The 14,539-nt window shown below is 73.4% G+C and carries 15 protein-coding genes; 6 read left to right on the plus strand and 9 right to left on the minus strand.

The annotated features are described in order from the left end of the window. Positions 1-2: 2 nt before the first annotated feature. The 5 genes from ACQEVU_RS22050 to ACQEVU_RS22070 form a co-directional block, all read right to left on the minus strand. Positions 3-1,352 carry a YcaO-like family protein gene (locus ACQEVU_RS22050; RefSeq protein WP_433326386.1) on the minus strand — a complete coding sequence of 450 codons (1,350 nt, stop codon included), beginning with the start codon at positions 1,350-1,352 and terminating at the stop codon, positions 3-5. Next, positions 1,337-2,878, minus strand: a complete 1,542-nt coding sequence (locus ACQEVU_RS22055) for a CocE/NonD family hydrolase (RefSeq protein WP_433326388.1) — start codon at positions 2,876-2,878, stop codon at positions 1,337-1,339. Before ACQEVU_RS22055 ends, ACQEVU_RS22050 begins: the two co-directional genes overlap by 16 nt. After that, a complete protein-coding gene (locus ACQEVU_RS22060; RefSeq protein WP_433326390.1) occupies positions 2,875-3,684 on the minus strand; it encodes a hypothetical protein in 810 nt (269 codons plus the stop codon). Before ACQEVU_RS22060 ends, ACQEVU_RS22055 begins: the two co-directional genes overlap by 4 nt. Positions 3,685-3,720: 36 nt before the next feature. Then, positions 3,721-3,906, minus strand: coding sequence for a streptamidine-related RiPP repeat protein (locus tag ACQEVU_RS22065; protein ID WP_433326392.1), 186 nt, complete (start codon positions 3,904-3,906; stop codon positions 3,721-3,723). Positions 3,907-4,019: 113 nt separating this feature from the next. Next, positions 4,020-5,264: an MFS transporter gene (locus ACQEVU_RS22070; protein ID WP_433326394.1), complete on the minus strand. Its 1,245-nt coding sequence runs from the start codon at positions 5,262-5,264 to the stop codon at positions 4,020-4,022. Positions 5,265-5,383: 119 nt separating this feature from the next. On the opposite strand from ACQEVU_RS22070, the gene ACQEVU_RS22075 reads away from it, so the two are divergent. From ACQEVU_RS22075 to ACQEVU_RS22095, 5 genes are all read left to right on the plus strand, one after another. Then, positions 5,384-6,385 carry a FecCD family ABC transporter permease gene (locus ACQEVU_RS22075; protein WP_433326396.1) on the plus strand — a complete coding sequence of 334 codons (1,002 nt, stop codon included), beginning with the start codon at positions 5,384-5,386 and terminating at the stop codon, positions 6,383-6,385. Then, entirely contained in the window at positions 6,385-7,167 is a 783-nt protein-coding gene (locus ACQEVU_RS22080) for an ABC transporter ATP-binding protein (RefSeq protein ID WP_433326398.1), read from the plus strand. Before ACQEVU_RS22075 ends, ACQEVU_RS22080 begins: the two co-directional genes overlap by 1 nt. Further along, complete coding sequence (locus ACQEVU_RS22085) at positions 7,168-8,154, plus strand: ABC transporter substrate-binding protein (protein ID WP_433326400.1); 987 nt, start codon at positions 7,168-7,170, stop codon at positions 8,152-8,154. It abuts the gene before it with no gap. 74 nt (positions 8,155-8,228) lie between these two features. After that, positions 8,229-8,978 (plus strand): SDR family NAD(P)-dependent oxidoreductase, encoded by a 750-nt coding sequence (locus tag ACQEVU_RS22090; protein WP_433326402.1) that lies wholly within the window; start codon positions 8,229-8,231, stop codon positions 8,976-8,978. 244 nt (positions 8,979-9,222) lie between these two features. Beyond that, on the plus strand, positions 9,223-9,813 hold the full coding sequence (locus ACQEVU_RS22095) for a copper resistance CopC family protein (protein WP_433326404.1): 591 nt from the start codon (positions 9,223-9,225) through the stop codon (positions 9,811-9,813). A gap of 283 nt (positions 9,814-10,096) precedes the next feature. On the opposite strand, the gene ACQEVU_RS22100 is transcribed toward ACQEVU_RS22095, so the two are convergent. Next, the gene (locus tag ACQEVU_RS22100; protein ID WP_433326406.1) at positions 10,097-12,106 is read right to left on the minus strand and encodes a cytochrome c oxidase assembly protein; all 2,010 of its coding nucleotides are present in this window, start codon (positions 12,104-12,106) and stop codon (positions 10,097-10,099) included. A gap of 180 nt (positions 12,107-12,286) precedes the next feature. Here ACQEVU_RS22100 and ACQEVU_RS22105 point away from each other — a divergent pair, with 180 nt between their 5' ends. Continuing rightward, complete coding sequence (locus ACQEVU_RS22105; protein ID WP_433326408.1) at positions 12,287-13,006, plus strand: YcnI family protein; 720 nt, start codon at positions 12,287-12,289, stop codon at positions 13,004-13,006. Between the two features lie 188 nt (positions 13,007-13,194). Here the strand turns inward: ACQEVU_RS22105 and ACQEVU_RS22110 are convergent, their stop codons facing one another. The 3 genes from ACQEVU_RS22110 to ACQEVU_RS22120 all read right to left on the minus strand — a co-directional run bounded on the left by ACQEVU_RS22110 (position 13,195) and on the right by ACQEVU_RS22120 (position 14,464). After that, positions 13,195-13,725 carry a hypothetical protein gene (locus tag ACQEVU_RS22110; protein WP_433326410.1) on the minus strand — a complete coding sequence of 177 codons (531 nt, stop codon included), beginning with the start codon at positions 13,723-13,725 and terminating at the stop codon, positions 13,195-13,197. A 117-nt stretch (positions 13,726-13,842) separates the two neighbouring features. Further along, entirely contained in the window at positions 13,843-14,244 is a 402-nt protein-coding gene (locus tag ACQEVU_RS22115) for a Fur family transcriptional regulator (protein ID WP_433326412.1), read from the minus strand. A gap of 31 nt (positions 14,245-14,275) precedes the next feature. Beyond that, on the minus strand, positions 14,276-14,464 hold the full coding sequence (locus tag ACQEVU_RS22120; RefSeq protein WP_433326414.1) for a hypothetical protein: 189 nt from the start codon (positions 14,462-14,464) through the stop codon (positions 14,276-14,278). Positions 14,465-14,539 lie beyond the last annotated feature (75 nt).

Consider the following 14,539-nt stretch of genomic DNA (forward strand, 5'->3'; position numbering starts at 1 on the left):
CCTCAGGCTAGGGGGATCGGGGGCCGGGTCAGGTCGGCCGGGGTGAGCGATGCGGCGTGCAGGCGGCGGCCGCCGTGCAGGGGGAAGGCGGGCGGGGCGTTGCCGTACAGGCCGGGCACGACGACGCGGACCACGCACAGCCCGGCGGCGGCGACGTCGGGCGTGGTGAGCTCGACGCTGACCGCGGCCAGGCCGGCGCGGGCGAGCCGGTCGAGGTACACCTGCCGGGCCGTCGCGTCCGGGACGGTGGGCAGGTCGGCGAGGGTGGTGACCGGGTCGGTGACGCGGAGCCGGTCGAGGGGCTCGCCGTGCATGCGGGGGTCGAGGTAGAGCTGGGCGACGGCGGGCAGGTCGACGAGGTCGCGCAGGTCGGGCCGAAACGCGTCGCGGTAGCGGCGGTCGGCGCGGTAGGGCCGGAAGACGTGGCCGGGGATGGTGCCCTCGGCGATCGCGGCCCACACGTCGGAGCCGGGGTCGGTGAGCTTGACGGTGAGCGCGTACATGCCGGTCGCCTCGACGAAGGCCTTGACGGCCGCCTGCCGTGGGTCGGCGCGGCAGGCGCTGCCGAAGGCGACCACGCCGGCGCCGGGGTCCTCGATGAACGCGGCGACGACCGGGACACCGAACTCGGACGGCACGTGCAGCAGCCGGACCCGGTGGCCGTCGGCGGCCGGCATCTCGTCGGTGATCAGCGCGGCGGGGGTGCCGGTGGTCCACCACAGGGCGGTGGCGTCGCGTTCGAGGAGTTCCTCGATGGCGAACCGTTCGGCGTGGCCGCGGTCGGTGCCGGCGGCGATGCCGGCGTAGGACAGGGCGTTGGTGGCCGGGCCGGTCCCGGGCAGGTTCAGGTAGGCCAGGGACGCAGGGACGAACGTGGCCGCACCGGTGTGCAGGCAGGTGCCGCGCACCCACGACACGCGCAGGTCGCGGGTGAACGGCACGAACGGGAAGCCCGGTTCGGCGTACTGCCCGGCCGAGTAGAGGGCCAGGTCCGCCGGGTCGATCGCGCGGTGCCCGGCCGCGACGAGGTCGGCGTGGCTGGCCAGGGGCAGGCCGGGTGGGACGGTGTTGCCGCAGTAGCGTTCGACGGCCTCGCCGACCGCGGCGCGGCGGGCCCGGCCGGGCTCGTACAGGGCGGCGCCGAACCCGTACCGGTCGGTGGTCCACGGGGCGTAGACGGTGGTGTCGGCGACGTGGGCGCCGTACCCGGTCCAGCCGGCGGGGGCGCCGGGCTGGGCCGGTTGGCGGGTGACGGCGGTGAGTAGCCCGAGCCTTGGGTCGACCAGCCACCGCTCGGCCGGCGCCGCGGTGGCGTAGAGCCGCTCAGCCAGCTCGGTCAGCGCGTCGGGCACGGTTCCTCCAGCACGGGAATGGTGACCGCGGTCGGACAGGCCGCGCCGCTGCGGATGGTCTGCTCAGCGGCTCGCACCGTGGTGGCGTGGTAGCGGTCGAAGCCGCTGCCGAGGTGCCGGGCCAGGTGCGGGAAGTCGCTGCTGGTGATCTCCAGCCGCAGCCGGGCACCGGCCGGGACGGTGACGGCGACCGGGTCGAGGTCGACGCGGTACGGCGCGCTGGCCCGGCCGGTGTCGACGGCGCCCTGCGCGAGGGCCAGCACGCGGCCGTCGGGGCGGCATTCCAGCAGCCGCGCGACGAAGTCGGTGCCGTCCGCGTCGGTCGCGGCGTACAGGGTGACAGTTGCCGCGCCGGCGATCGTGACCGGTGCCCGCAGCGGCTCGGTGGTGTAGCGGACGGCATCGCTGCGGTCCTGCAGCGCGGCGCGGTCGGCGCCCGGGTCGGCCGACGGGTACGGGTCATGCGGGTCGTAGCGGTACCGGTCGGTGCCATCGCCGGGCAGGGCCGGGGTCAGGTTCCCGCCGGCGCCGGTGTACCAGGTGCACGCGTTGGTGGGCGGCGGCCAGTCGGTGCTGGTCCGCCACCGGCGGGTGCCGAGATCAAAGATGCGGGCCTCGCTGGCGGGTGGGCCACCGCCGAGGGTGCGGCCGAGCCAGTCGAGCATGAGCCGGCCGGGCTCGACGCGGGAGTCCGGGCCGTGCTCGCGGGCGCCGACGAGGGTGGCCGACGACCAGCATAGGTCGTGGTCCCAGGGTCCGATGACGAGGGTGCGGTCCCCGCCGACCCGGGCCCACTGGTGCAGGGTTTCGGGCAGCAGCAGGTCGTACCAGCCGCCGACGTGCAGCGTGGGCGCGCCGACCTTGGCCAGTTCCGCGTCGGTGACGGCCTCCGGCGGTTCGTGGTCGGGGCCGGCGTCGATGGTGTCGGTCCACTGCTCGAGGTGGGCCCACATCCGCTCAGGCAGTGCGGCGACGGGCAGGTGGCGCAGCAGGCCGGGCTCGGCGGCGAACATGGCCGCGGCCAGCCCGGTGCGGCTGGTGCGGGCCTCGGCCCGCTCCAGCCACCAGGCGGCATGCTCGGCCAGGCGCAGAATGCCGGACCGGTCGTACTTGACCCGGGCCAGGCCCATCGCCGGGCCGAGGCTGATCAGCCCGGCGATCAGATCGGGCCGCTCGACCGCCATCGTCCAGGCGGTGTAGGCGCTGTAGGAGCCGCCGAGCGGCACGAGCCGGCCGTCGCACCACGGCTGGGCGGCGACCCAGTCGGCCAGCGCCGCCCCGTCGGCGCGTTCGGCCCGGTACGGCCGCCAGACGCCGTCGGAGCCGTAGCGGCCACGCACGTCCTGGACCACAAACGCGTAGCCGCGCCGGGCCCAGCCGAGCCCTTCGTGCAGGTGCGCGGAGCGGTCGTAGGCGGTGCGGGTCACCACGACCAGGGCCGGGGTCTGCTGGGGCAGGTAGACGTCGGTGGCCAGGGCGGTGCCGTCACCGGCGGCGAGGCGCAGGTTCGCGTGCACGGCGGTCACGGCTGGACCTCCGCGGCGAAGACGGGCAGTGGCAGCACCGGGTGGCGGGTCAGCTCGCCGGTCGCCCCGTCCACGCCGGTCTGCACACCGTGGGCGGCGGCGACGCCGGTGTCGCGCCAGACCAGGATGTCGGTGACGATGAGCCCGGCGACGATCGCGGCAACCCCGGGCGCCGGCCACGGCACCGGCGGGGCGACAGTGGTCGTGTCGAGGTAGGCCCAATGGGCGAGCAGCTCGTCCGGCACGCCGCTGGCGGCGAGCCGCCGGGCGCGCACGTCCATGTAGCGTGCGGTGCTGTCCGGGACGGCGAGGGGCCCGAGGTACCAGCGGCGCCCCTCGGCGTAGCACATGTGCCACGGCGTGCCCTGCTGGCGGCACCACGCGTCGAGGCGTTGCCAGCGGGCATCGGGCAGCCAGCCGGCGCAGGCGACGACGAGGTCGGCGGCGGCGACCGCGCCTTCATCGGCCGGGCCGGTCAGCACCCGCACCTCGCCCGCCAGCAGGAGCGTCACCTGTTCGGCGATCGGGTTGTCGCCGTCGACCCAGACCGTGGCCAGGGTCCGCGGCACGTCCGGTCGCGGCTCGGCCAGCCAGCCGCGCCCGGCGAACGCGGCCAGCAGCTCGTCGAGCTCGCCGGTCGCCTCGCCGGGCGGGGCACCGTGCAGCAGCCGCTGGGCGGCCGCCATGAGCTCGGCCGGGGCGGTGATGCGGACGAAACCGTCGCCGGGCAGGTGATAGCGCCAGACACCGTCCGGGCCCGGGTACAGGTGGGCGCCGGTGGCGAGGCGGGCAAGGGTGTGGGTCATCGAGGCTCCGGGATGAAGGCGCGGCCGGTCAGCCGGTCAGCTCTGGTACATGAACGGGCTGTGGACCAGCGCGTTGGTGCCCGGGCCCTGCAGCGCCCGCAGCGGCGCCGTCTCACGCACCGGCTCGAACGTGAACGGCGTGTGGACCAGCGCGTTGGTGCCCGGGCCCTGCAGCGCCCGCAGCGGCGCGGTCTCACGCACCGGCTCGAACGTGACCTTCATGGAACCTCCTCCAAGTTATCGAAAACGACTCCCGTTTTCGATAAGCCGACAGTAGTGGCGGGCCGCGTGCCTGGGCAAGGGATCCGTCGATGGGTGGCCGTATCCGCATGCGGCTACGCGTCGGGTGCGCGGTGCCGCAGGGGTGTGGCCCAGCCGGCCACGGCGGCGGCAAGGACCCCGCAGCCGGTGACGAGCAGGGCGGTGCGCACGCCGGCGGCGTCGGCGAGCACGCCGCCGAGGGCGGCCCCGACGGGCTGGCCGCCCCAGGCGATCATCCGGGCGGTGGTGTTGACCCGGCCCTGCAGGTGCTCGGGGGTGGCTTCCTGGCGGGCGATGATGCCGTTGACGCTGACCAGGCTGTTGGTGGCCTGCCACAGCAGCAGGGCGGCGAGGGCCGGGCCGAGGCTGGTGAGTCCGGCCCAGGCGAGCAGGGCCAGCCAGTTGCCGGCCAGGCCGGCGAGGGTAATCCAGCCGGCCGGCACCCGGGACCGCAGCCGGGGCAGGGCGGCGTTGGCGGCCAGGGTGCCGGCGCACGCCGCGGCGTAGCACAGCCCGATGCGCCAGTCGCTGGCCGGCAGGCCGAGCCGGTCGACGGCGACCACGACGACGAGGCCGAGGACGGCGCCGGCGGTGAGGCTGTTGCCGATGCCGAGCACGGTGTAGGAGCCCACCGCCGGGTGGCGGCGGATGAAGGTCAGGCCTTCGCGGATCTCGGCGCCGAGGTGCCGTGCCGCCACAGGCGGCGGCCCGGCCGGGGTGAGCCGGGCGGCCGGTAGCCGGGCCAGCAGTCCCGTCGCCGCGAGGAAGCTCAGCGCGTCGAGGCCGATCGCGGCCGGCGGGCCCGCGACGGCGGCGAGCGCGCCGCCGGCGGCGGGGCCGGCGAGGCCGATGAGCGTGTAGACGCTGATGCTGCTCGCGGTCGCCTGGGCGATGCGGCGGCGCCCGACGAGCGTGGGCAGGGCCGCGAAGGCGGCGGCGTCGAAGAAGACCGCGGCGGTGGCGCTGCCCGCGGCCGCCGCGAGGATGTACGCGGGGGTCAGCGCGTCGAAGGCGGCGGCGACCGGGATGCCGCCGAGCAGGACCGCCTCCGCCAGTCCGGCCGTCACCATGATCCGCCGGCGGTCCCAGCGGTCGGCCAGCGCGCCGGCCAGCAGGCCGAACAGCAGGTACGGCACCGCCTCCGCCGCGGTGAGTGCCGCGACCACGGCCGGGCTGCCGGTGCGCTGGAACGCCAGCATCGGCAACGCCACCAGCGTCAGCGTCGAACCCGACCAGGACACCGCCCGGGCCAGCAGGTACCGCCGCCACAGCGGATCGGTGCGCAGCGGTACCACGGGGGCGTCGATGTCTGCAGTCATGTCGTACGGCTTACCGCAATTGAAAACCATATTCAACAGTGATACGGTCGCGCCGCATCAGCATTCGGCGGTACCGAACTGGGAGGCGGCAGTTGGCGAGGCGGCGGTTCCGTTGGTTCATGGCCGCGTCGGCCGGCGCGGTCCTCGGCGGGACGGTGCTCGCGCTGGGAACCGGGGCGGTGCCGGTGCCGGTCGGTGACGTGGTCCGCATTGTCGCCGCGCACCTGGCCGGTGGCCGCTACGACGCCGACCTGATCGGCGACGACATCGTGTGGCAGTACCGGGCGCCCCGGGCGTTGCTGGCCGTCGTCGCCGGCGCGGGACTGTCGGTGGCCGGCACGGTGCTGCAGGCGGTGGTCCGCAACCCTCTTGCAGACCCGTATGTGCTCGGGCTGGCCTCCGGCGCCTCGCTCGGCGCGGTAGCTGTGCTCACCCTCGGCAGCGCCGCCGTGGCGGGGCTGAGCCTGCCGGCCGCCGCGTTCGCCGGCGCCGCCGCCGCGCTCGCGCTCGTGCTGGCGCTAGGCCGGCAGACTGGGCAGTTGCGGCCGGGCCGGCTGCTGCTCGCCGGCGTCGCCATCGGCTACCTCGCCTCCGCGGTCACCAGCTACCTGCAGCTGCGCGCCCACCCCGACCAGCTCGCCGGGGTGCTGTTCTGGCTGCTGGGCTCGCTCACCGGAGCGCACTGGCCACAGCTGGGCGTACCCGCGCTGTGCGTGGTGGGCGGCACGCTATGGCTGCTCACCCGGGGCCGGCAGCTCAACGCGCTGACCTTCGGTGACGAGACCGCCGCCGCGCTGGGGGTGGACACGAGCCGGTTCCGGCTTGGGCTGCTGCTGGTCACCGCACTGGTCACCGGCACGGTCATAGCCGAGGTCGGCGCGATCGGCTTCGTCGGCCTGCTCGTGCCGCACGTGGTCCGCCTCCTCGTCGGCGCCGACCACCGGCGGGTCCTGCCGCTGGCCGCGTTGCTCGGCGGCGGCTATCTGCTGCTCGTCGACACCGCCGCCCGCACCCTGGCCCGGCCGGTTGAACTGCCCGTCGGCATCCTTACCGCCGTGCTCGGCACCCCGGTGCTGTTGTGGCTGCTGCGCCGCGGCGACACCGACCCGGCGGTGCGCTGATGGACCTGCGCCTCGACGCCGTCCACGTGCGGCTCGGCGGCACCACCGTCGTCGACGCGGTTGAGCTGCACGTGCAGCCCGGGGAACTGGTCGGGCTGCTGGGCCCGAACGGCTGCGGCAAGTCAACCGTGCTGCGCACCGTGTACCGGGCGCTGCGCCCGGCGGCCGGTGCCGTCCGGGTCGACGGCCGAGACCTCTGGCGCGACGTCGGTATCCGCGAGGCCGCCCGGCACACCGCCGCGCTGCCGCAGGAATACGGCGGTGACTTCCCGTTCACGGTCGCCGAGACGGTCCTCGCCGGCCGCACCCCGCACAAGCGCCACCTGGACGGCGACACGGCCGCCGACGCTGCGATCGTCCTGGCCGCGCTGGAGCAGGTTGGCCTGCCCGGCCACGCCGGCCGGCTGGTGCACACCCTGTCCGGCGGTGAGAAGCAGCGGGTGCTGCTCGCCCGGGCCTTGGCGCAGCAGCCGCGGCTGCTCGTGCTCGACGAACCGACCAACCACCTCGACATCACCGCCCAGCTCCAGCAGCTGCGGCTCATCCGCCGGCTGCGGCTCACCACCCTCGCCGCGCTGCACGACCTCAACCACGCCGCCGCGTTCTGCGACCGCGTCTACGTGCTGCACCACGGGCGGGTCGTCGCGGCCGGGCCTCCCGCCGACGTGCTCACCCCCGGCCTGATCGCCCGGATCTTTCACGTCCGTGCCCGCCTGGGCACCAATCCGCTGACCGGCGCACCCCACCTGTATCTCGCGCCGCTCGACCCCGAGGAGACCTAGATGGATGCCGTCCTTCGCCGCCGGACACTGTTGGCGGGCGCCGGTGCGTTCCTGCTGGCCGGCTGCGGCCGGGCCCCGGCCGCAGGGCCGCCGAAGCCGGCGACCGCCGCCGCGACGTCGGTCACCGCCTGCGGGGGGGACCTGACGTTCGCCGCACCGCCGCAGCGCGTGGTGTCGTTCTACCCGGCCATGACCGAACTGCTGCTCGCCCTCGGCCTCGACGAACGCCTCGCCGGGCAGGTCAACACCAACCAGTCCCCGCCCAGCCCCACCTATGCACAGCGGTACACCGCGGTCAAAGTCCTCGCCGAGCAGGAACCTTCGATCGAGGTGCTCCTGGCCGCCCGGCCCGACCTCATCGTCGCCGACGCCGGCTACCACTTCGACGGCAAACAGTTGCCCACCATCGACGATCTGGCCGCCAAAGGCATCCCCGTGTACCGTAACGCCTCCTTCTGCGACGGACGTAAGACCCTGGCGAAGGTCGGCGACGTCGACACCGACCTGACCGGCCTGGGCCGGATCTTCGGCGTCGCAGACCGGGCCGCCGCCCTCGCCGCGGCCGCGAAGCAGACCCTGGCCGATACCGGGGCCCGGCTGTCCAGCCGGGCCCCGGCCCGCTGCGCGCTCGTCACCGTCTACGACAAGGCGCTCTACGCCGACGCCGGTGGCCTCTACACCGACGTGCTGACCCTGGCCGGCGGCCGCAACGTCACCGACCCGTCCGAGCTGCCGGCCGGCGAATACTACGCCCAGGTCTCGGCCGAGACCGTCGCCCGCAAGAACCCCGACGTCATCGTCTACACCTACCTCGACGACACCGGCCGCGCCGCCTCCGAGGACTACCTGCGCCGCACGTTCGCCGACACCACCGCGGTGCGCACCGGCCGGATGATCGCCACCCCGGAGGCCACCTTCGGCGGGGCGCTGCGCTCCGTCGACGGTGTCCCCGTCCTGGCGCGCCAGCTGCACCCGGACGCGTTCTAGGCGACGGAAATGCAGACATGGCAATGCTTTCACGCGTGCGCCTGCGGGTGTCGCGGGGGCGCCATAATCATCAGGTGGTTGCCCTGCTTGATCTGACCGGCAAAGTCGTGATCGTCACCGGAAGCTCGTCCGGCATCGGCGAGGCCACCGCCCGCCTCCTGCACGCCGCGGGTGCGCTGCCTGTCCTCGCCGCCCGGCGGGCCGATCGCCTGGCCGGACTGAGTGCGGAGCTGGGCGGGGCGCTGGCGGTGCCGACCGATGTGACGGACCCCGAGCAGCAGCGGGCGCTGGTGCAGGCGGCGTTGGAGCGTCACGGCCGCGTTGATGGGCTGGTTATCAATGCGGGCGCCAGCTTCCATCACCGGCTGGAGGACATCGACCCGGCCGCGTATCTGCAGCTGCTGAAGCTCAACGTGGTCAGTGTGGTGGCGGGGATGCAGGCGGTGCTGCCGGTGATGCGCCGGCAGCGGGCGGGTCGCATCGTCTCGGTCAGTTCCGGCACGACGCGGATGGCCCCGCCGGGCGCGGGCGGGTATGCGGCGTCCAAGGCGGCGATGAACATGCTCACGGAGGTGGCGCGCAAGGAGTTCGCGGCCGACGGTGTCGACGTGTCGCTGGTGCTGCCGTCGATCACGGCGTCGGAGTTCGCCGGCGGGCGGTTTCTGCCCGGGGCGGCGGGGGCGCGGCCGGGCATGGTCGTGCACACCGCGGAGTACGTCGGGCGGGTCATCCTGCGGGCGTTGCGGACCGGCGAGGAGCGCATCGACATCCCGCACGGGCCGGAGCTCCCGGAGCTCACCGAGCCGGCCCCCGAGACGCGGTAGGCGATCGTCCGCATCGGGCGGGGGGTGCCGGTTCTGGTGTTACAGCAGCTTGTCGAGGGTGATCGCCAGGTCGAGGACGCGTCTGCCGGTGGCGTGGCGGATTGTGGGTCTGCGGAAGGTAGTCGCTGCGCAGCCGGCTCGAGTTCCGTCGAGTTGTCAACGCCATCGCACTCCTCGTCGCCGGCCGCTTGCTGCGTTGGTGGTCCAGGATGGGGGGATGCGACTGCCTAGGATTCTTCGCGGTGTGCTGGCCTCATCCGGGCCTGTGTTGGCTGCCGCGTTGGTGGTTATGGTGCCTGCGCAGCCGGCGTTCGCGCACTCGCAGCTTGTCAAAACCGACCCGGCGGCCAACGCCACCGTCAGTACGCCGGTCACGGCGGTGACGTTGACGTTCAACGAGATGGTGAAGCAGCAGTTCAGTACCGTGGTCGTCACCGGCGCTGACGGGGTCTCCTACAGCGAGGGCACGCCCCGCTCGGTCGACCGGAACCTGACCCAGGCGGTCAAGGCGCTCCCAACCGGGAAGGTCATGGTGGCGTGGCGCGTGGTTTCCGCCGATGGTCACCCGGTCGAGGGCCAGTTTGCGTTCATGTACGCCGTGCCGGCGCCGTCCGGCGCCGCCTCGGTCTCCGCGCCAGCGTCCGCTTCGGTGTCCGCCGGGGCCGTGTTGGTGCCGTCGGCGGCAGCGAGCATCGCAGCGCCGATCGCGTCGCGGGCCGGCACGTCGTCGGGTTTGAGTGGTGCGATACGGGCGGCCATCGGCGTTGCGCTACTGCTGGTGGTGTTGGCCGGGGGCTGGCTGTGGTGGCGCCGGCGCACGTCTGGCAGCCCCTGATCCCTCCGTGTACTGCACGGTGGGCAGTGGTTCGGTTCAGCGGACGGCGAGCTGGAACAGTCCGGTGGTGTCGGCGCGGAACTGCACTGAGGCCGGCACACCGGGTGCGAGTTCGGCTTTGCGGTCGTAGCCGTGCACGTCTATCTCGTCCGCCGTGCCGGAAGATGCGGATGAGGCAGCAGCGCACCGGGCGGGCTGGGTTGGTGGTACCCGCCCGGTACGCCGCCGCCGAGCTCTGGTCAGGCCCCGGCTGGGGCAGGTGACGTCGGTGCCGACCGGCGGGTCAGCGGCGTTCGGCTTCGGCGGCGCGGCGCAGGAAGTCGTTGTAGCGGGCCAGTTCGTCGTCCTCGCCGGTGGCCTCGGCGCGGTCCGCGGCCCGGTCGAGGCGGCGCTGTTCGCGTTCGTCGGCGCGGATCCACCGCACGACGAGCAGGATCAGGATGATCGCGGCGGGGATCTCGCCGAAGCTCCACGCCAGCCCGGCTCCGAGGTGCTGGTCGGTGAGGAGACTGCTTGCCCAGGCCGGGTGGACGCTGCCGTACCAGTCCGGGGCGATCACGGTGCGGGACTGCATCAGCGCGACCCCGAGGAACGCGTGGAACGCCATCCCGGCGAAGTGGATCAGGACCAGCAGCGGCGGCGGTACCGGCCGGCGGCCCGGGTCGACGCCGATGAGGACCCAGTAGAACAGGAACCCGACGACCACGAAGTGCGTCAGCATCGCCAGATGCCCCAGGTGGTAGCGCATCAGCACCCCGAGCAGGTTGCTGAAGTACAGGGCGTAGAGGCTCACCACATACAGGGCGAGCGCGACCAGCGGATGGGACAGCAGCCGCAGGACCCGGCTGTGCAGGATGAGCAGCAGCCAGTTCCGGGCGCCGCGCACGCCTGGGTCGGCGGGTTTGCGCAGGCTGCGCAGGGCGAGGGTGACCGGGGCGCCGCCGACCAGCAGGATCGGCACCACCATGCCGAGGACCATGTGCTGCGCCATGTGCGCGGAGAACAGCACGTAGGCGTACCGGGCGAAACCGGTCACCGTGAACCCCGCCAGCAGCAGCATCCCGCCAAGCCAGCTCACGGTCCGGCTCACCGGCCACCGATGCCCCGCCCGATAGAGCCGCCACACGCCGGCCAGGTAGCCGGCCACCCCGAGGGCGACGACGGTCAGGAAGAACGCGTCCAGCAGCGGCGGCCACAACACCCGTGCCGCCGTCAACGGCGCCGGTGCGGCGAACCCGAGCAGATCGGTCACCGGGTCGGTGTCGACCGGGTTGGTCGGTACCGGTGTCGGTGTCCGCGACAACGCCACTGCCAGCCCGAGCGTCGCGGCGAAGACCAGCAGCTCCCCGCACGCGAGCCGGCGAAACGCCCGTGGCGTTGCGGCCCGCAACGCCGGCAAGGTCCGGCTCCGGTGGACAGCACCGATGACACCGACCGCGGTGAGCGCCGCCGCCTTACCCAGGACCAGCAGCCCGTACCGCGACTGCCACAGCTCGGCGGCCGAGCCGAGCCGCACGGCCGCGTTGGCGACCCCGCTCACCACGACGACTGCCCAACAGCCCAGCGCCAGGCGGCTGTAGCCGTGCGCGGCGACGCCGAGGACCCGGTCGGAGCGCAGCGTCAGCAACGCGGCGAGGCCGCCGACCCAGACGGCCGCGGCGAGGATGTGCGCGGCGAGACTGGTGACCGCCAGCTGGTGGTTCCCGGCACCGGCCGCGTGTCCGGTCAGCGCCGGCGGCACGGCCGCCACGCACGCCACGACCGCGACCACACCAGCGCCGGTGCGGGTCAAGACCATGCGGCAGGCCACCGCCACGACGGCGGCCAGCGCCGCCTGCGCGAGCGCCGACTGGCCTTGCGCCACCGACCACGCCAAGCTCCGCACACCGGCGAAGGTCACCGCCGACACCGGCCGGCCCAGCAGGTCGGACAGCGTCAACGGCAGGATCGCCAGACTGGTCACTGTCCAGCCGGCGGCCCACCACGACGCCCGCCGCAGCAACCGGTACCCGGCCGGGCCGAGCAACTGGCCCCGCCCGTGCGCATTGACGGTGTTGCCGGGATCGGTGCCGGGCAGCAGGAACGCCGCCACCACACACCAGCCGACCGTGGCCACACAGCCGACGTCGACCGCCGCCCGCGCCACCGGCAGGCCCCACCGCGTGCCCGCGCCGGCGTCGGGCAGGCCAGGAATCCAGCTGGTCACCGCGCCGCCCCACCGCAACGCGGCGACCAGGGTCGCCACCAGCATGACGGCCGCGCCCACGCCGAAGGCAAGGCGGCGCGCGGTCACAACGCCCTCAGACAGCGACGAATCGTGGCATACGAGTGCAGTCCCGTGAACATCACCCAGATGGTCGGCCGGCGACCCCTGCTGGTTCCCGAGAATTCCGGCGGACGGGCCGGGAACCGCAGCCTGGTGACGGACGACTACCCCACGACGTTGTTCCGCCTCACCTCATGAAATGGACTCATGGTGCGTCGAACCGCTCTGCTCCGCGCCGGTGCAGCGGCCCTTGCCGCCGCGGCCGCCGCCCTCGCGTTCCCTGCTGCCGCGTCGGCGCACGTCACGGTCAGCTCGGCCTCCGCCGTGCAGGGCGGCTACACCAAGATCACCTTCCGGGTGCCCAACGAGAAGGACACCGGCACCACCACCAAGCTCGAGGTCGCGATCCCCACCGACAAGCCGATCGCCTCCGTGGGCCTCAAACCCGTCACCGGCTGGACCGCCGTCACCGAAACCTCGAAACTCGCCACCCCGATCAAGACCGACGACGGCGAGGTCACCGAAGCCGTCTCGAAGATCACCTGGACCGCCGACGCCAGCGCCGCGATCAAACCGCATGAGTTTCAGGAGTTTGACGTGTCCCTCGGCCCGCTGCCCGAGACCGACCAGCTGGTCTTCAAAGCCCTGCAGACCTACTCCGACGGCGAGGTCGTCCGGTGGATCGACGAGCCCACCGGCGGCGCCGAGCCCGACCACCCCGCGCCGACCCTGAAACTCGCCAAGGCCGGCGCCGCCACCAACACCAACGCGAGCGCTGCCGCCCAGGACGCCGCCGCCACCACGAAGGACAGCACCACCAACAACAACGGCACTGCCATCAGCCTGGGCATCGCCGGACTCGTCCTCGGCCTCGCCGGCCTCGTCGCCGGCGTACTCGCGTATCGACGGGCCGGTCGCACCGCTTGACCGTCGATTCATCCATGGGCCACTGACCTGAAAGATCACCCCGTGGGCCCGAGAAGCTGACGGAAGCAAGGCTCTGGACCTCAGTCCAGGGCCTTCTTCACGTTCCTACGGCAATTCCGACTTCGCCGTCCGGCGATCCCGGCCGGTTGAGCAGGCAACACCGGCCGACACCGGCCAGGCGCAGCTTGTCATGCAGTACCGGTCAGCCGGCGCACGACACGGCTGAGCATGCCACGCGCCGCGATCGAGGTGTCCAGGCCGGCCGGATCGACCTCGCCGCGGCGGAGCCGGCGGAACAGCCGCACCACGCCGGCCAGCGCGACGAGGGTCAGCACGCCGATGAGGTACAGGAACAACCCGGACACGCTCGTGCCGACCACGCCGAGGGTCTGGTGCACCCGCGAGGAGTCGTCCAGCAGCGCACCAGTGGCGGCGCGCGCACCGGTGGCGATCAGCACCGCCAGGACGACCACGACGGCCGAGCGGCCCAGCGCGAGCCAGAACCCGGCCGACACCGGCCGCCGGCCCTCCACCATCAGCTTGCGGGTGGTGTTGTCGATCGCCGCGATGTGGTCCACGTCGAACGCGTGCCGCACCCCGAGCACGTACGCGGTCACACCGAGGCCCAGCCCGAACACCATGCTGCCCACCTGAAACCGGTACGGCACGACCGCGATCAGCAGTACACCCCAGGCCGCCGCATGCAGTAATGCGATCACACCGAGCAGACCCGCCGTACGCCACGAGTCCTGCCGGCCCCACGGACGTTCGGCGGCCCGTTCATGCCGAGCGATGCTGGACGTGATGTGAGCATGCCGGGGACGGGAGTGCCGCGGTCAGCGGCTGCAGCGCGAACAGGTGCCGAAGATCTCGAGGGTGTGCCCGACGTCGCTGAAGCCGTGCTCGGCGGCAATGCGTTCGGTCCAGCGCTCCACGGCCGGGCCGCGGACCTCGACGGTGGCGTTGCAGGAACGGCAGACGAGGTGATGATGGTGGCTGGCGCCGCAGCGGCGGAACAGCTGCTCGCCGCCGGGCAGCCGGGTCACGTCGACCTCGCCGGCCTCCTGGAGCAGTTGCAGTGTCCGGTACACCGTGGTCAGCCCGACCTGCGCCCCGCGCTCGCGCAGCAGGGCGTGCAGCTGCTGCGGTGTGCGGAAGTCCGCGATCTCGTCCAGCAGTGCGATGACCTCGTAGCGTTGCCTGGTGTTGCGGGACGCGCCACTGATCATGTCATTCATTGCCACCCCACGATATGTCCGGCCGAGGGGTTCAGTGTAGGCGGCGCAGCGGCGGAAGGACCTCGCGGCCGAGGCGCTCGAGGTTGGCGAGGGTTCGCCGCGGTTCGCCGCCGCCTTCGACCATGAGCAGCAGCTGCCGCACCCCGGTGGCGGCGAGCGCGGCGGCAGCGCCCGGACCGCGGCCGGCTCGACGGTCGGCGCCGAGGCGTCCGCCACCCACATCGGGATCGCCCGTTCGGCGACCGGCACAGCGACGTCTCGACGCGGCGCGGGGCGCCCATTTGCGACCTCGGGG

The sequence above is a fragment of the Dactylosporangium sp. CA-139066 genome, from assembly GCF_050936175.1.
GTDB lineage: Bacteria > Actinomycetota > Actinomycetes > Mycobacteriales > Micromonosporaceae > Dactylosporangium.